Below are 16,260 nucleotides of genomic sequence, written 5' to 3' on the forward strand. Positions count from 1 at the left end.
TTCCGCGCCGAGAGGCGCATGGCACGCGAACTGATGCGCGAGGGCGAGTTCGTTGAGATCTTCATCGACACGCCCTTCGAGGAATGCGCCCGACGCGACCCCAAGGGCCTCTATGCAAAGGCCCTCAAAGGCGAAATCAAGAACTTCACAGGTGTCGATTCACCCTATGAGACGCCTAGCAAGGCTGACGTCCATCTCGAGACGGTTGGCCATGCGGCTGAGGAACTTGCTGAAAAACTCGAAGTCTGGCTTCAGGAGAAGGGGTTCTTTTGAATCCCTTCTCCTGAAGGATTTTGACAGAAGGCAGGCTCAACGCGTTACCGAGTTCAGCGCCTCCGCGAGCCGTTTCGCCAGCATTTCGTAGGAATAATGAGCCGAGACATAGTCTCTTGCGGCTCGCCCCATCGCTTCCCGTTGTGCCGGCGCCATGGCGGCAAGCCGTAGAATGGCATCGGCGAGAATGCGCGGGTTCCCAGGTTCCACCGAGAGGCCGCCGCCTGCTTCCTGGACCGGATCGTTTGTCGCGCGGCAGGAGAAGATCGTTGGCCGCCCCGCTGCCATGAAATCGAACAGCTTTCGCGGGCTGATGCCATATTGGAACATGGGCGCGTCGATCAGATTGAAGACGAAGCCGTCCGCCTCCGCCGCCAGCGCCGGTATGGCGCTCTTCGGTACAGGCGGCTCGAACAGGATGTTGGTCGCCCCGGTCTGATGTGCGAGCGCCTGCAGGACCGGCTTCTGGGGGCCGTCGCCCACCATGCGCAAACGGATATGCGCGCCCTGCGGCGATGCCTGGACAAGGCTCATTGCACGGACGACGTTGTCCAGCCCGTTCGCGCCTCCATGCGCCCCGAAATACATGAGCGTGAAATCGTCTTTTTCAGGGGCAGGGCTCCATTCGGGCCATTCATCCAGATCTATCCCGTTGGAGAGCCAGAGCACCTTTTCCCGATCGGTGCCAAGCGCACTGATATAATCTCCGGCATTGGGCCACAGAACGATGATCTTTTCTGCCGAATTGTAGAGGTGTTTTTCAAGCCAGCGCATGAAATACGCGACAGGGCTGTTCTCCTTGAGACGCCCCATCTCGATGAGTGCCTGAGGCCACAGGTCCCGAACTTCGAACACAAAGGGCACATTGTGCCGCCTGGCGAGCCGCAAGGCGGCCCAGGCGGCAAAAGGATGAATGCTCGAGCCGATGACGACATCCGGGCGCTCCAGCCCGGCAAGGTTTGCCGGCACCAAAGCGCGTGCGCAGAAGGTGAGCATGTTGCGGATGCGGTCGAGGCCGTTTCCCGAATAGGGAGGGGTTTTCAGCCAGAGAAACGGAATGCCCTCATGCTCTTCAAGTCGCGCAGCTTCCGAACCACCCAGCCGTTGCCTGCCGGTCAGATGTTCGGTGCTGGCCCCGACAATGAAGCTCTTCCATCCCTGGCCCAGAAGATGCTTGGCGAGCGAATAATGGCGTCCGCCTCCCGCACCTCCGGGTTCCTCCGCATAGTGGTTGACGATCCAGACGGTTTTCATTGGCGAGAAACGGCCATCATGTCCTGAAGACGCCCTCATAGAGGGAAACGAGCTTCATCTCCTGCTCTTCCCAATTCACGGTTTTGGCGGCCTGAACCGCATTGGCTGCGCAACTGGCGCGCAGGTCCGGGTTGTCGACAAGCGTGCGGATTGCCTGAGCCAGCGCTTCCGTATCCCCCGGAGGAACGGTGATGCCGAACTCGTATCTGTTCACGATAGCGCGTATTTCCGGCATGCCGGAAGCAACTACGGCGAGACCCGCCATCATGTATTCGAACAGTTTGTTCGAATCCGTCGTCAGGTGATTAAGGCAGGTGTTCTCGATGGGCTGCACGCCGATATCCGCAGAGGCTGTATAACCGGGCAGATCGTCCAGGCTGACCGTCGGTATGAAGCGGACGCGTTCGCTGAGCCCAGCATCGATAGCCTGTCGTTCAAGTGACTGGGCAAGCCTGCCGCCCCCTATGAAGACAAAATAGGCCTGCTCGATCATGCCGGCGGCGTCGACGAGGCGAGCAAGGCCGCGGCCTTGCTGCAAGCCTCCCTGATAGAGGACGATAGGCCAGGGCATCTCCAGTCCGAGTTCGCGCCGCAGCCTGTCGCCGCGCTTTTCGATGAGGAGCCGGGGCCGGTTCTGCAGCACCACGGGCCGCGGAATGCGATAGGCTCTCGCAAAAAACTTCGCGCGCGCATCGGTGGTTGTGATGGTAGCGGCAGCGCGCGGCATCAGCTTCTTCTCGACCCAGCCGACCAGCGAGCGCAGCTTCGCATATCCTTCCCTGTCCGTGCTGATTTCATGGGCATCGTAGACGAGGGGGGTGCGGGTGAAGACCGAGGCGAGCCATGCCGTGGGCAAGGTGTTGACGTCGTGGCTGTGTATCGCGTCCGGGCGCGAGGCGAGCATGCGCAAGAGAAGCACGCAATGGGTCAGGGAGCGGGTGACGATACGCAGGGCCTGGCCCACGGGTCCCTTGTTGGCCTGCTTGGGAGAAACGGCCCCGGTTTGTTTTTGTGGGTTCGCGGGGTTGCGGAAAAGCCACAACGGGCTTCTGAGGACCCGGGTCACCTTGATGCCAGATGCCAGGGTTTCGCTGGCCTTGGTCACTCCGGGCGTGTGAAGCGCGAAAACGGTAACCTCATGGCCGGCGGCCTGCAATGTCTGGGCTTCTTTTAGAACGCGCGCATCGTTCCTGAAGTCGTTCCAGACGATCATGGAAATGCGGGCCATTCAGTTCTCCGGTTCTGGACGTCGCAACGGGCCCCGAAGCAGTAAGGCACGCGCGCGCCCTTAACTAACCGTATCCGGCCGTCGCGACAATGAGCTGGCCGCGGTAGTTCCAAGCTTGGGCATTTATGCGGCGAAAAGGGAGTTGTACCGAAGAATCTGAACGACGCGGCGGCTTTCAGGAGCAGATCAGCTGAGGATATGTCTGCATTCTGCGATCGCAACTTCGTCGCGATACCCTGGCCGCCCCCTGTCTGGAGACGAATGCAGTCAGTTTGAGCATGAACCCAGGATATATCCTGCTTTGAAGCCGGCCTGCCGACGATGATAACGTTTCGTCGACAGGAATGCTTGCGGGGTTGGTCTTACAGCGTGACACACAGGGTGCCACACCATGCCGCTATGGCAGTCAGAAGCGGATGCTCAGCATGCCGTTGAAGCCGTGCTGGCTCGTCGTCTCCGATATCTGGCCTTTGTAGGAGAGCCCGAGTGTTGCCTGCTGCGTGAGGTCGAAATCGAAGCCCGCTTCGATCAATGCCGTATTGCGCGCGATGGGCACGCCGGCAATGGTGAAATTGGGACCGCCCGCAAAGGCATGAACCGACGTCGGCTCCACGTCACCGAATGCGTGCTGCCAGCCAAGCATTGCCTTGGCGGTCACAGGCATCGATGCAAGCTGGAAGGTGTGTTCCATGCGGGCACCGATCGTAGCGAAACCGGTATCCATCGATTGGCCGGCAACCGTCAGGGCTGCGCTGCCGCCGTGTTCGGTGAATCCATCGGAGCTGTGGTGCACATAGGCCAGATTGGCAAAGGGCTCGATGCTCGCGGCGGAGAGGTCGAAACGGTAGCCCACCTCACCGAAGGCCTGGAAGGTCGCGGCATCGTAATCTGCGCTCAGGTTTTCAGATAATGCGCCCACATTGATGTTTCGGGCGGTATCGATGCTGTGCCAGCTATAACCGAGGCCCGTCCTGATGCCGAGCTTGCCGAGTTCGGTGCCGGCATAAAGCCCCAGATGATAGTCTTTGCTCTCTGCCGACGACGAAACCTGTGCGGCGTCGAGTTTCGATTGGCCGTAGCCTCCGAGCAGTCCGACCCGCCAGGCGCCGGCCAGCGCGTCGGCGCCGAAGAACACACCGCCTGAAGACTGGTCCATGGCTGCAGCGTTTCCATCGCTGTCAATGTCCGCCCACGCGCCATAGGCCTCGGTCCAGAAGGAAAGCCCTGCGTTATCCGATCCGGAGCCGGTACTTCCTTCTTCCGGTCCGAATGCAAGCGGTTGGACCGAGGCGCCGGACACCGCGAATGCGGACCGAATGCGGTCGTTTGCGGCGTTGCGCAGGAACACGCCGTTGCGGCTGAGCGCTCCCTGGAACGAGGCATGCACTTCGCCTGAAAGGAGATCGAAGGCAGCGCGTGCCTGGTCTTCGTCGGTCAAGCCGGCGATGGCCAGCCACACCGGATTTCCGGTGCCCAGCGTCTCGATTGCGGAGCTGACGGCGGTCTGGTTGGGCGTTTGGGCAACATCGGCGAAGGATACGTCGTTGCGAGTGAGTTGCAGGGTGATGTCGTTGCCATCACCGCCCGCATAGTCCAGCGTCTCATCGAGAAACAGGAGATTGTTGGTCACATGGTCAAAGGTGCCGTTGACTGCTGCAGCCCCCTGATTGTCGATGATGATGTAGGGACCGTTGAGAACCGGCCAGTCCGACGAGGAAAGCGGCGTGCCGGTCAGCGCCAATGTGGCGCCAGTGATGTCAACGGCGCCCTGCACGATCACCTGATCAGCCGCCGCAGGCGTTACCTCGATAGCCAGCGTTCCGTAGTTCGTGTAGTCGCCGGCTATGGTCTGTGTTCCTATCGAGTTGCCCGGACCATGGACGGCGCCGGTCTCGACGCGTGTGCTGCCCAGAGTGCCCGTACCGGCAAGCGCGGCGCCGGAGCGGACGGTCGTCAGGCCCGGGCCGGCAAACGTTCCATCCACGATGAGCTTACCCGCGGTGATATCCGTGGTGCCAGTATAGGTGTGCCAGCCGGACAGGCGCAGCGAACCGCTGCCCTCCTTCACGAGATCGCCCGATCCTCTGATCGGGCCAATATAAGTGACGTTGGTCGACCGGTTATAGACGAGCGTGCCGTTGTTGGTGATCCCGTTGCCGGAAAGGCCGGAGCCGCCGATCCAGCCGCTGGTGCCGCCAATGCCCAGCCGTAGCGTGTTGCCCGCGTCGATGGTGATGGTGCCACTGGAGCTGCCACTGCCCGTCAGCGTGAGCGTGCCGCCGCCGGTCAAAAGGAATGTGCCGTTTCCGGTCATGGTGCCGGCAAAGGTGTAGGCGTCTGAGCGGTTGAATGTCAGTGCGCCGTTGTTGAGGATATTGTTTTCAACGGAGCCGCTCGTGCCGCCATCGCCGATGCTCAGCGCTGCGCCTTCGCCAATACCGGTGCCGCCCAGATATGTGTTCGTTCCCGTCAGAACTTGGGTGCCGCCGTTGATATAGACACCGCCACTGCCTTCGATCACGCCGGAAAACGTGCCAGAGGCGTTGTTGATATCGAGATACTTCCCGCCCAGCACGACCGAACCGGTCCCTGTGAGCGCGTTGACCTTCGGTGCGGAGGCCGCTGACACGTCGAACGTGCCCGTCACCTTGACGCCGCTTGAAGCATTGATACGCCCTTGCCCGGAGAGCGCCAGCGTGCCTTCGTCAATGAACGTAGCGCCGGTATAGGTATTCATGCCCGTCAGCGTGACGGTGCCAGCACCGGTCTTGCGCAGATAGCCGCTGCCGGTGATCTTGGTGTTGAAGCCACTGTCCGTGGCAACGTCGAACAGGACATTGGAGGCGACGTTATTCATGCGCACCTCGACGGCGCTGAGGGTGCCTGCATCCCCGCCCGCACCGATGGCCAATTGCCCGGCGGGGCCGGCGATTTGATATCCCAGGTCGAGCACCTGCGATCCACCGACATTGACCGCGCCGCCATCGGCAATGATCAACCGGCCGGCGGAAAAGCCACCGACCACAAAGCGGTCGCTGAAATCAAGGCCAGGCGTAGCGCTGAGGCTCGATCCTGTGCCGGTGACCGTCAACAGCCCCGGACTAAAACCATCACCGACAAAAACGCGCTGGGCGGTGACCTTGGCGCCGGACTGAATGAGAAGGGAACTTTCCGATGCGCTTGCGGTCCTGCCGATACTGATGAGATCCGTCACGTCCAGTCGCGTGCCCACGCCGCTGACGATGGCGCTGTTGCCCAGGTCGATCTGGAGTTCGTCGGCAGCTCCGGTTCCGCTGTCGAGCACCGCTGGTGTTCCGGTCGTCCCAGCGTTCTTGATCTCGGCAACGGTAGCCCCATCGGGTACGCCGGCACTCCAGTTGCCGGCATCGCTCCAGTCGCCCGTGCCGCCCTGCCAGATGGTCTGAGCTGTGGCTGGTTCTGCGGCGAGGCTTAATCCGAAAGCTGAAACCCCGACGAGAAGCGTCGCTCGGATGCATTTTACGATAAGTGGGGAGGGGGAACCGGTGACTGCTTTTTCAAATGCGGACGCAAAAACAGCGCTGCCCCGAAACGGAGCCTTATACAGGTCGCCCATGAATTCCCCCCCCCAAACGCCTGATCCAGGTTCGCGCGAAGTGGCGAACCCCCCAATTCCTTAGCTGGAATACATAATAATTCGGCTAAGCAAAATTGTTTTATGCAAGTCGGCGGCAAGAAATCTCACCTAACGTCAGTTTGGAGTGGTTCGGAGAGGGAATTCGCAGCTCGGCGGACAGGCGAGGCAATTCAACGCTGGGAATGGCCGGGCCTCAGGTGTGAAATCCGAACTGTTCCGACAGGTCGCGAGCGACCAGCAGGGTTTCTCTGAGAATCTCGGCCTGCCGCTCGCCGTCGAAGCGATAGGCTGGAACTGTCACTGTGAGCGCTCCGACGACACTGCCGTCAAGATCGAACACTGCTGCGCTCACCGCGCTGACGTCGGCCGCAAATTCACCGGTGTTGACGGCATAGCCTTCGAGCTTGATCTGCTTCAGCTCTCCCCGCAGCGTCTGGGGATCGGTGATCGTCTGGTCCGTATAGCGCTGAAGCGGCGATGACAGCACCTCTTCGATCAGCTCTTCCGAGGCAAAGGCCAGAAGGACTTTTCCTGAGGCGGAGCAATGCAGCGGGTTGGTCCGTCCCGGTGCGGCATAATGGGTGATCGCATTGGAGCCGAGCGCCTGTACCACGCTCACCGATTCCTTGCCGCTCCAAACGCTGAGATTTACGGTCTCGCCCGTACGCTTGGCCAGCGCCTCCAGGCTCGGACGCACTCTTGTCGAAAGACCGAGGTCGCGCATGAGAGGGGCCGTTATGGCCAGCAGGCCAAGGCCCAGGCGCACTCCACCCTCATGCCCACGCTGTAAGAGGCGCTCTTTTTCAAGCGAGGCGACCAGCCGCGAAACCGAACTCTTGTCCAGTCCGACGGAGCGGGCAATCTCGTTGATACCTATGGGTTTTGTCGCCCTGGAGACGCAGCGCAGAATCTCACTCAGATGCGTGACCGCCTGGATCGTTCGGACACCCTTGGGTGAAGGCTGCTCATTTCCCATCCGGATTCCTCCCGGTTTCAGTTGACAGAGAACGCGCTGGTGGGAATACTATAAGAAAAACCAACACTGTTGGTCAATAGCCAACGGAAGAATTATAACCTCTGGGGTCCACATGGCAGCACTCGAATCTTTCCGGCAATTGGTAGAAATGCTGGCGCAGCGGAGCGAAGTCGCGTCCGTCGCGCGTCAGGTCGATCCCCGGCATGAGCTGACAGCGGTTCTGCGTCATATGCAGAAGGGGCCGAACCGGCCGCTGATATTCAACGATGTGCGCGGCACCGATCTGCCGGTCGTGACGAATGTGTTCGGCTTTCGCCGCACCATCGCCGAATCCCTCGGTTTGGCAGAGGGCGATCTCCTGCGCACCATGGTGTCTCTTGAAACCAAGACCCTTGGCGTTGAACGCGTCGAGGATGCTCCGGTGCAGGAGGTGGTGAAGACGGGAGATGACGTGGATGTCACGCGCGATCTGCCGCAGATCGTTTACGCCGAACACGATGGCGGGGCTTATATTACAGCCGGAGTGCTGATCGCGCCGCACCCGGTCACGGGTGCCTACAACGCGTCGTGGAACCGCTGTCAGCTGGCTGCCAGCGACAAGTTGCGGGTAAGAATGATGCCGCCCCAGCATCTGGGGCGCTACCATGCGGAAGCCGAGGCGCTGGGGCGGAACCTGCCCTGCGCGATTGTTATCGGCGCGCCTCCCGGTCTCATGTTCTCCGCTGCTTCGAAAGTGCCCTTCGAGGCGGACGAACTGGAGGTCGCCGGTGCCTGGCAAGGGAAGCCGCTGAGGGTCGTGCGTTGCAAGACGATCCCGGTTGATGTTCCAGCGGACGCCGAGATCGTCATCGAGGGCGAGGTCATCGCCGGCGTCCGGGAAGACGAGGGACCCTTCGGAGAATTCACCGACGGCTATGTGCCGGTGATGAAAAACCATGTTTTCCGGGTCAAGGCGATCACCCGGCGGCGGGACGCCATGTATCATGCCATCCTGGCCGGCGGTACCGAGGACCTCAATCTGGTCGGCGTTCCCATTCAGGCCGAAATCTACAAGAAGGTCACGAATTTCGTTCCCCGGATTCGCGACATAGCTACACCGGGATATGTCTTCGGCTGCGTCATTTCCATCGACAAGCAGAACGACGACCAGGCCCGCAACGCGATGCTGGCGGCCCTTGGCGGGTATTCGTGGACGAAAGTGGTCGTGGTTGTGGACAAGGACGTCGACCCGTTCGATGCGGCCGATGTCTTATGGGCCATTCAGACCCGATGTACGCCCGAGACCGGCGTCTATGTGGTGCCTGGAATACCCAGTTACACTCGCGAGGATGTACGCGAGGTTCATCGCGGTAAGGTCGGTATCGATGCGACCGCTCCCATATCGATGAAAGACCTGTTCGAACGTCGCCGCTTCCCCGGCGAGGCTGAAATCCGCTTGGAGGATTATATCAATGCAAACACCAGCAATTAGCCCGGAGCGCATCGGGGACGCCGTCGATCATCTGGTGACTGCGCCCATTTCCAACTGGACGATCCTCAAGGGTCTTCCTCTGGCCAATCTTTATGCTGCAGCGCGCGAACTGACAGGCGGGCCCATCACCCTCGCCGCCGCGAAACTGTTGCGGGAGAATGTCTCCCGGGGCGACCGGGTCTTCGTGCTCAGTGGGTTTATCATGCGCGATTATGGTCGGCCGGAGACGGATGGCCCTATCGGCGCGGCTGTTCTGGCGCGTGCGTTGTCGCTCGGTTTGGGGGCTGTGCCCATCGGCATCAGCGAAGATTCCATCGTCCCCTGCATGGATGCATGCTTTTCCTCCGCGGGGTTGATTGCCGCCGATCCCGATGACCTGGATTCGGGACGGCATCGCTTCGGATTGTCCGGCTTCCCGGTCGATGAAGACGAGGCCGTGCGTGCCGCGCGCGAATTGCTCGACCTTCACCGACCGAAGGCGCTGGTGGCTGTGGAGAGGCCCGGCGCCGGCCAGGATGGCCACTACCATGGTGGCGGCGGTTTCGAGATTTCGTCATTCACGGCCAAGACCGATATCCTCTTTGAGGAGGCCCGCAAGGCCGGCATTCCCACCATCGGCATCGGCGATCTCGGTAACGAGCTCGGTATGGGCGCGGTCGCAGACATCGTTTCCAGCCAGGTGCCGCTCGGCGACGTGATCGCAGCCCGCCAGAAGGCGGACGTAACCGTGGTCGCCAATATTTCGAACTGGGGCGCCTATGGGATTGCCGCATGTCTCGCGGCGCTGACCGGCAACAGCGATGCCTTCCATGACGGCGAGCATGAAAAGCGTCTCATTGAAGCGTGCGTGCAGGCTGGCGCCATCGATCCGGTCGGAGGGCAGCTGCGCCTCTATGTCGACGGGACCGATGCACACACCAACGCCTCCCTCGTCGATCTGCTGCGTTCGATTGTCGACCTCAGCCAGCGCGAAGGCGCAAACATCAGCGGGTATCAGAACTCATGGAACGCAAAATGACCAGCCGGGGGCCATGGCCCTCGGGACGTCGCGTTGCCGTCATCCTTCCTTCGGTGAACGCTGTTCTGGAGCCGGACCTTGCATGGGTATCCCCGCCGGATTTGAGTTTTCATTTCTCGCGCGTCCCGCTCATGGCGACCACTCCGGATGGTTTGCGTGAGATGAACAGGAGCCTGGAAGGGACCGCGACATTGCTGTCTCATCTCTCTCCCGATCTTCTTGTCTATGCGTGCACGAGCGGCAGTTTCGTCGATGGCGAAGAAGGCCTGCAAACCCAGCTCGCCATGTTGTCCGCTGTTGCCGGATGTCCGGTCGTGGCCACCTCCCGCGCAATCATCGATGCGTTCCGCCAAATCGGTGCCAAGCGCATCGCCCTCGCAACACCCTACCGCCACGAGGTGAACCTCGCCGAAAAGGCGTTTTTCGAAAGTCATGGGCTGACGCTAAGCGCCATGGTCGGTATGGGGCTTTCAGGTTCTGCCATACGCGAGGTGCCGCCGCAGCGGATTCTCGAACTCGCGCGCGAGGCAGACACCCCCGACAGCGATGCGCTCTTTATCAGCTGTACGGATTTTCGGGCGCTCGAAGTGCTCGATGAGCTGGAGCGCGAATTGTCGAAGCCGGTGTTGAGCAGCAATCAGGTGACCCTGTGGGCGATCATGCGCGAACTGGGGCTGCCGACGTCTTTTCCCGCTCTTGGCAGGTTGCTCGCCCAATGACGCTCAATGCACAAAATGCCGAGATGGCATCGCTGAGACTGTATGAGGCGGAAACCTCCATTGAGGTGATTGCCCGGCAGCATGGCCTGAATCCGGTCGACGTTATCGATTTCTCCCTGAACGTGAACCCTCTGGGCTCCCCGCCCGCAGCGGTCGTGGCGGCACAGGAGGCCGTGCAATCAGCCAATCTCTATCCGGATTTGCGCTTCGGCCGTCTGCGCGCCGCGCTGGCCGAGCGGCACGGTGTCGAAGAGGACAGCCTCTTCTTCGGGGCGGGGCTGGATGACGTGATCAAGCTGCTGCTTCAGGCCTGGACAAGCAGCGGAGACAAGGTGCTGGTCCATATTCCGACCTTTCCCCGCTACGAGCTGGAAGCGCGCCTGAGAGGATGCAGGGTCATTGCCGTTGCAAGCGACCGGCCAGAAGTTATCGGTATTGCGAATCTGGAGCGCGAACTGGCGCAGGGAGATGTCGCACTTTCCTTCATCTGCACGCCCAACAATCCCACCGGTGCGACGGTCGACAACGCAGATATAGCGCGATTGGCGCAGGCATATCCCTCCACATTGTTCGTCATAGACGAGGCCCTGATCTATCCGCTGGAGGAGGGCGCCATACCGCTTTGCGCAGACCATCCGAACCTCTGTGTGCTTCGCACATTTTCGAAATATTTCGGCCTTGCCGGCCTGCGCATAGGCTACGCAATCGCGAGCAGCGAACTTGTTCGCATCGCCGAAGTCGGCCGCCCGCCTTTCAATATGAGCGAAGCGGCCGTTCAGGCTGCCGTCGCGGCCTTGGCCGACCGGCAATTCCTGCCGGATTGCAAGGCGACGTTTCAGAAGGAAACGCGCTATTTCCGCGAACGGCTCGCCGCCGTGTCCGACATCGGCGTCAAGGGAACCAATGCCAACATGCTGCTGCTCGATCTTGCCGGGCGCGATGCCTCGAAGACGGCGGAAACCCTGGCTGCAATGGGAATTGTCGTGGCCGACGCAACCTCCTTTCATGGGCTGGAGCACCATCCGTTCCTGCGCGTCTCGCTGAGGAGCCGCGAGGACAATCTGAAGCTTATTGCTGCGCTGGAGAGAGTCTGATGACCGCACAGGCACGAGACGAAGCATCGACGGTGGTGAGAAGAAGGTGGTGGCCGGCATCGTTCGACAGCACGCTTCTGGGGCTTGCGCTGATATTGATATGGGAGATGGGCGTCAGGCTCGGTCACGTGCCGGTCTATCTCCTGCCACCGCCCTCGACCATTCTCATGCGTATCCTCACCGACTACCGCTCGTTGTTCATGCATACGGTCGTTACGGTGAACGAGGTGCTCATCGGTTTCGGGCTGGCCATCGCCGTCAGCATTCCGCTGGCCGCGATCCTGGCCCAGTTTCGCCCGCTCGAACGCGCATTCTATCCGATCCTCGTGGCCTCCCAGACGATACCCAAGGTGGCGATCGCGCCGCTGATCGTCGTGTGGTTCGGTTTCGGGCTGTTCCCGAAGATACTCATCGCTTTCCTGATCTGCTTCTTCCCCATCCTGATCGACGCGCTGATCGGTTTCAGATCCACGCCGAAGGAAGTGATCTGGCTGGCGCGATCCATGGGCGCTCCGCGCCGGCGCATTTTCCTGAATTTCCAGCTGCCGGCGGCGCTGCCGCATATTTTCGCCGGTCTGAAGGTCGCAAGCACGCTGGCGGTCGTCGGTGCCGTCGTCGGCGAGTTCGTGGCCTCTGACCGGGGGCTTGGCTATCAGCTGATCGTCGCCAACGGCATGCTCGATGTCGTGCTCTCATTCGCCATACTGGTTTTGCTGAGTGTCGTCGGCATCCTGCTTTTCGCCGTTGTCGATCTCGTCGAGCGGCTGCTTTTGCCCTGGCATATCTCCCATCGCCCGACAGGACAGGAGCAACCCTGATGGTCGCGACTCTCGAATTCCAGAACGTCAGCAAGTCCTATCAGACTGCAACCGGCCCCATCGAAGCGCTTCGCGATTTCGACCTGACCATCGGGGAAGGGGAGTTCATCTCGATCGTCGGTCCGAGTGGTTGCGGCAAGAGCACGCTTTTGTCGATGGCATCCGGGCTGGCATTTCCCACTCAGGGCAAGATCAGCGTAAAGGGCGAGCCGGTGAGCGAGCCGGTGACGGATCTGGGCATCGTTTTCCAGACCGACGTGCTCCTGGACTGGCGCACCATTCTCGACAACATCCTGATCCAGCCCGAAATGCGCGGGCTCGACCGCAATGCCTACAGGCCCCGCGCCCTCGACCTTCTGAAGATGGTGGGTCTGGAAGGCTTTGAGAAGAAGTATCCTTATGAGCTCTCCGGCGGCATGAGGCAGCGTGTCTCCATATGCCGCGCACTCATTCACGAGCCTCCGCTGCTGCTGATGGACGAGCCTTTCGGGGCTCTCGATGCGCTGACCCGCGAGCAGATGGTGATGGAACTTCACCAGATCTGGCTCGAAACGCGCAAGAGCGTGATCTTCATCACCCATGACATTCAGGAGGCGGTGCTGCTTGCCGACCGCGTGATCGTCATGACGCCGCGCCCGGGGCGCATCGCCGAGATCATAAAGACAGACCTGCCGCATCCCAGGCGGCCGGCAACCATGGAAACCGCGCGTTTCATCAGTGTGGTGGCGCAGATCCGCCACCTGTTCGAGAAGCACGGTGTCCTGAAAGCGTACTAAAACGCCAATAATAAAGGAGTGGAACTGATGAATATCACACGCAGAATGACATTGATGGCGGCCGTTGGCGCATTTGCCGCCTCGACCGCAATGGGGCTTGGCTCTCTTCCTTCGAAGGCGCAGGATCTGACCAAGGTCACCGTCCGCCTTGCCTTCAGCTATAACGGGCATCGCTCACCCTATCTGCTCGGCGTCGACAAGGGCTTCTACAAGGATGAGGGGCTGGACGTCGAAGTCCTCGAAGGGCGCGGGGTCACCTCCTCGATGCAACTGGTGGCAAGCCAGGAGGATACGTTCGCCATCATCGATCCGCCGTCTCTTATGCTCGGTGTTGCGCAGGGCATGCCGATCAAACAGGTCGCGCAGATGTACCAGACCAGCCCGAACGCGCTCATCAGCTGGGAAGAATACAATATCGACAAACCCGCCGACCTCGTGGGCAAGAAGGTTGCGACCCTGCAAGGCGACATGACCACGACGATGCTCTATGCGTTGCTGGCCAAGAACGGCGTCGATTCCTCTTCCGTCCAGATCATCGCCTCGGACGGCGGCACGCGTAATCAGACCTTCCTGGCAAAGCGGACGGAAGCCATCACCGGTTTTCCGAACGACAGCTATCTCAGCCTTTCCAGCACCACCGGCGGCGGCCTGAAATACTTCACTTATGCCTCCTTCGGCGTGGACACGATGGGCGACGGCATTGCCGCGCATCAGGACACCATCAAGAACTCGCCGGACGTCGTGCGTGGCTTCGTGAAGGCCAGCCTGAAGGCCTATGAATACGCGCTCGAGCATCCCGATGAAGCGATAGCTTCTCTGAAGCAGCGTTCTCCCAATATCAATGTGGACGTGGAGATCGAGAAGCTGAAGGCGACCGCACCGCTTCTTCATGCCGAAGGCGATGCGGATGGCACTGTCGGCATGTCGGTTGAAGGACGCTGGAAGGCGACGCAGGAACTCATGAAGGAGTTCGGCGGTCTCAAGACCGACGTCGACGATGTGACGACCTACTACACCAACGAATTCGTCAAATAGATCGCACGAGAACTGGAATAGCGACGTGAAACACGCCCCCCATAGACTCATAGTGGCCATCAGTGGTGCTTCGGGCGCTATTTATGGGGTGCGTGCTCTTGAAATGCTGCGTGGAACGGGCATCGAGGTGCACCTGATCGTGACCCGTTCCGCGCAGATCACCCTTGCCCAGGAACTGCGCATGAAGGTGGCGGACCTGCGCGAGCTCGCCGATGTCGTGCACAAGCCGGACGACATCGCCGCCAGTATATCGAGCGGCTCGTTTCAGACGCTTGGCATGCTGGTTGCGCCATGTTCGATCCGCAGTCTTTCCGAAATCGCAAGCGGCGTTACATCCGGCCTGTTGTCGCGCGCGTCGGATGTGGTGCTGAAGGAACGGCGCAGGCTTGTCCTGATGGTTCGCGAGACGCCTTTTCATCTTGGGCATTTACGCAGCATGACGCAGGTAACCGAGATGGGTGCGATCGTCATGCCGCCGCTCCCGGCCTTTTATATCAATCCCCAAACGGTTGACGAAATCGTCAATCACAGTGTCGCGCGGGCGCTCGATTTATTTGGCATAGACATCGGCAATGTCCGCCGCTGGGGCGAGAATATCGGCTTCGACATCCCGAAAGACGCCGGCTGAACGGCACCTGCAGGCATTTGGGTAACCCCTGCCGAACTTCGCTTACGGTGCGTTTGACGCAATGCCAACGCTTTCCGATTCCGCGCTGTTCACTCCGAATAACGGATCACGCCACCGTGGACGCATTTTGCATGCGATCATACGATACTTGCCAATGTCTGGAAAGAAATGGCTGATTTTATTTCTTCACGTTGACCGGGCTTGTCGGGTTGCCGCCGAATTCCACGGCCGGGGAGTATATCTGTCGGTGGTGCGATCGTTGAAACCGCGCAATTTCAATAAGATGTTCTAACCTTGGGCAGTGAGATCTAAGGTGCATGACGTCCAACTGTGCCTCCCGGCGTGGTAATTCGATTGGGTTCTCTTAATCTTGCTCGCCCAAATCTTGCGCTTCCATGGGATGAATTTGTCGTTACGCGAGAATGGATTGTCGTTGGCTGGTATTTCATTGCCGCTTGCCGGTTTCGTCTCGCCCTCCCGTGGGACTGAAATGCGCATTGCCGGGACCTCGCACGGGGCTTACGAACGCACTGTGTGCTTCGGGTGCTTGAATCCGAGCCGCTATTGCGTTTTGTCAAATCGAACTCGCGCGGTGAGGGGTACTCCGCCTGATTGGTCGGTTTCGCGTGAGTGGCGGACGCAATGACGACGCAATCCAGAGCAATGGCGGTTGTCGGTGCAATTGTGTGAGGGGGGTATCGATGGCGGACCTGATTGATGCTGCAAATTGCGAACTTCCGCTTGATCGGCGGTTGAAGCTGTCGATCAAGTGGAGTTCGATCGAAGTCCCGACGACCTTTCCGGGGGAGGCCTATGCCCGGCTGCAGATCGGGTTCTTTCTTGGCGATGCGCCGCTCTTCTCCGAAGCGGTCTATGGAGAGGCCAAGGCGCCGGCCAGCGGATATCGCTTGCCCGGTTATTTCTACGGCGAGGACGAAGATTGCAATTTACTGACGAGCCTGAAGACATTTCTGGAGACTGGTGAGGCTGTCGATTTCCAGGACGTTTGTGAGCCGCTCTTTCGGCTGATTATCGCCAAAGATGCATTTGATCCGGATCGGAAGGCAGATCCGACGGACGATTACTTCGACGTGCTGGCGATTATGTACAATGGTGGCGCGTGGCATGATCGGACTATGGAGGAGACGGGTCCGGCATTGAGAATCAATGCGAACCGCGAGACGCTTCGCCACCTTCTCTTTGATCTTCTTGCCGAGGCGGATGATCCGGCGGTTTGCGAGCCGCAAGCCCGGCAGATCCTCAAAGGACGATTTGCCAATATTTATTCAATGCGAGGCCCGTCAACGGGTTGTTCGAGTGAATCCGGGCAGTGAACCGAGCCGGGTTTACCGGA

14 protein-coding genes are annotated in these 16,260 nt (G+C 60.2%); 10 read left to right on the plus strand and 4 right to left on the minus strand.

Going from position 1 to position 16,260, the window contains the following annotated elements:
- Nucleotides 1–273: adenylyl-sulfate kinase (locus NA8A_RS23130; protein ID WP_009452859.1), on the plus strand; the 273-nt coding region annotated here is incomplete at its 5' end.
- A gap of 36 nt (nt 274–309) precedes the next feature.
- Here the strand turns inward: NA8A_RS23130 and NA8A_RS23135 are convergent.
- The 4 genes from NA8A_RS23135 to NA8A_RS23150 form a co-directional block, all read right to left on the minus strand.
- Nucleotides 310–1,527: a glycosyltransferase family 4 protein gene (locus tag NA8A_RS23135; protein WP_009452860.1), complete on the minus strand. Its 1,218-nt coding sequence runs from the start codon at nt 1,525–1,527 to the stop codon at nt 310–312.
- Nucleotides 1,528–1,543: 16 nt separating this feature from the next.
- The gene (locus NA8A_RS23140; protein ID WP_009452861.1) at nt 1,544–2,755 is read right to left on the minus strand and encodes a glycosyltransferase family 4 protein; all 1,212 of its coding nucleotides are present in this window, start codon (nt 2,753–2,755) and stop codon (nt 1,544–1,546) included.
- Between the two features lie 406 nt (nt 2,756–3,161).
- Nucleotides 3,162–6,350, minus strand: a complete 3,189-nt coding sequence (locus tag NA8A_RS23145; protein WP_009452862.1) for an autotransporter outer membrane beta-barrel domain-containing protein — start codon at nt 6,348–6,350, stop codon at nt 3,162–3,164.
- Nucleotides 6,351–6,564: 214 nt separating this feature from the next.
- On the minus strand, nt 6,565–7,347 hold the full coding sequence (locus NA8A_RS23150) for an IclR family transcriptional regulator (RefSeq protein ID WP_009452863.1): 783 nt from the start codon (nt 7,345–7,347) through the stop codon (nt 6,565–6,567).
- A 112-nt stretch (nt 7,348–7,459) separates the two neighbouring features.
- On the opposite strand from NA8A_RS23150, the gene NA8A_RS23155 reads away from it, so the two are divergent.
- The 9 genes from NA8A_RS23155 (at nt 7,460) to NA8A_RS23195 (ending at nt 16,240) form a co-directional block, all read left to right on the plus strand.
- Complete coding sequence (locus tag NA8A_RS23155; RefSeq protein WP_009452864.1) at nt 7,460–8,818, plus strand: UbiD family decarboxylase; 1,359 nt, start codon at nt 7,460–7,462, stop codon at nt 8,816–8,818.
- Nucleotides 8,799–9,836, plus strand: a complete 1,038-nt coding sequence (locus NA8A_RS24505; protein ID WP_009452865.1) for a DUF4392 domain-containing protein — start codon at nt 8,799–8,801, stop codon at nt 9,834–9,836. The genes NA8A_RS23155 and NA8A_RS24505 overlap by 20 nt, the downstream gene beginning before the upstream one ends.
- Nucleotides 9,833–10,555, plus strand: coding sequence for a maleate cis-trans isomerase family protein (locus tag NA8A_RS23165; RefSeq protein ID WP_009452866.1), 723 nt, complete (start codon nt 9,833–9,835; stop codon nt 10,553–10,555). Before NA8A_RS24505 ends, NA8A_RS23165 begins: the two co-directional genes overlap by 4 nt.
- Nucleotides 10,552–11,649: a pyridoxal phosphate-dependent aminotransferase gene (locus tag NA8A_RS23170; protein ID WP_009452868.1), complete on the plus strand. Its 1,098-nt coding sequence runs from the start codon at nt 10,552–10,554 to the stop codon at nt 11,647–11,649. Before NA8A_RS23165 ends, NA8A_RS23170 begins: the two co-directional genes overlap by 4 nt.
- Complete coding sequence (locus tag NA8A_RS23175; RefSeq protein WP_009452869.1) at nt 11,649–12,467, plus strand: ABC transporter permease; 819 nt, start codon at nt 11,649–11,651, stop codon at nt 12,465–12,467. Before NA8A_RS23170 ends, NA8A_RS23175 begins: the two co-directional genes overlap by 1 nt.
- Nucleotides 12,467–13,243 carry an ABC transporter ATP-binding protein gene (locus NA8A_RS23180; RefSeq protein WP_009452870.1) on the plus strand — a complete coding sequence of 259 codons (777 nt, stop codon included), beginning with the start codon at nt 12,467–12,469 and terminating at the stop codon, nt 13,241–13,243. The genes NA8A_RS23175 and NA8A_RS23180 overlap by 1 nt, the downstream gene beginning before the upstream one ends.
- Before the next feature lie 27 nt (nt 13,244–13,270).
- Nucleotides 13,271–14,278 (plus strand): ABC transporter substrate-binding protein, encoded by a 1,008-nt coding sequence (locus tag NA8A_RS23185; RefSeq protein ID WP_009452871.1) that lies wholly within the window; start codon nt 13,271–13,273, stop codon nt 14,276–14,278.
- A 25-nt stretch (nt 14,279–14,303) separates the two neighbouring features.
- The gene (locus tag NA8A_RS23190; protein WP_040673444.1) at nt 14,304–14,906 is read left to right on the plus strand and encodes a UbiX family flavin prenyltransferase; all 603 of its coding nucleotides are present in this window, start codon (nt 14,304–14,306) and stop codon (nt 14,904–14,906) included.
- A 701-nt stretch (nt 14,907–15,607) separates the two neighbouring features.
- A complete protein-coding gene (locus NA8A_RS23195; protein ID WP_009452873.1) occupies nt 15,608–16,240 on the plus strand; it encodes a hypothetical protein in 633 nt (210 codons plus the stop codon).
- The last annotated feature ends 20 nt before the right edge of the window (nt 16,241–16,260 follow it).

The sequence above is a fragment of the Nitratireductor indicus C115 genome, assembly GCF_000300515.1.
Classification (GTDB): domain Bacteria; phylum Pseudomonadota; class Alphaproteobacteria; order Rhizobiales; family Rhizobiaceae; genus Nitratireductor; species Nitratireductor indicus.

Coding starts and splice junctions, on each gene's coding strand:
- NA8A_RS23135 (WP_009452860.1), bottom strand. CDS start 1,527: ATGAAAACCGTCTGGATCGTCAACCACTATGCGGAGGAACCCGGAGGT.
- NA8A_RS23140 (WP_009452861.1), bottom strand. CDS start 2,755: ATGGCCCGCATTTCCATGATCGTCTGGAACGACTTCAGGAACGATGCG.
- NA8A_RS23145 (WP_009452862.1), bottom strand. CDS start 6,350: ATGGGCGACCTGTATAAGGCTCCGTTTCGGGGCAGCGCTGTTTTTGCG.
- NA8A_RS23150 (WP_009452863.1), bottom strand. CDS start 7,347: ATGGGAAATGAGCAGCCTTCACCCAAGGGTGTCCGAACGATCCAGGCG.
- NA8A_RS23155 (WP_009452864.1), top strand. CDS start 7,460: ATGGCAGCACTCGAATCTTTCCGGCAATTGGTAGAAATGCTGGCGCAG.
- NA8A_RS24505 (WP_009452865.1), top strand. CDS start 8,799: ATGCAAACACCAGCAATTAGCCCGGAGCGCATCGGGGACGCCGTCGAT.
- NA8A_RS23165 (WP_009452866.1), top strand. CDS start 9,833: ATGACCAGCCGGGGGCCATGGCCCTCGGGACGTCGCGTTGCCGTCATC.
- NA8A_RS23170 (WP_009452868.1), top strand. CDS start 10,552: ATGACGCTCAATGCACAAAATGCCGAGATGGCATCGCTGAGACTGTAT.
- NA8A_RS23175 (WP_009452869.1), top strand. CDS start 11,649: ATGACCGCACAGGCACGAGACGAAGCATCGACGGTGGTGAGAAGAAGG.
- NA8A_RS23180 (WP_009452870.1), top strand. CDS start 12,467: ATGGTCGCGACTCTCGAATTCCAGAACGTCAGCAAGTCCTATCAGACT.
- NA8A_RS23185 (WP_009452871.1), top strand. CDS start 13,271: ATGAATATCACACGCAGAATGACATTGATGGCGGCCGTTGGCGCATTT.
- NA8A_RS23195 (WP_009452873.1), top strand. CDS start 15,608: ATGGCGGACCTGATTGATGCTGCAAATTGCGAACTTCCGCTTGATCGG.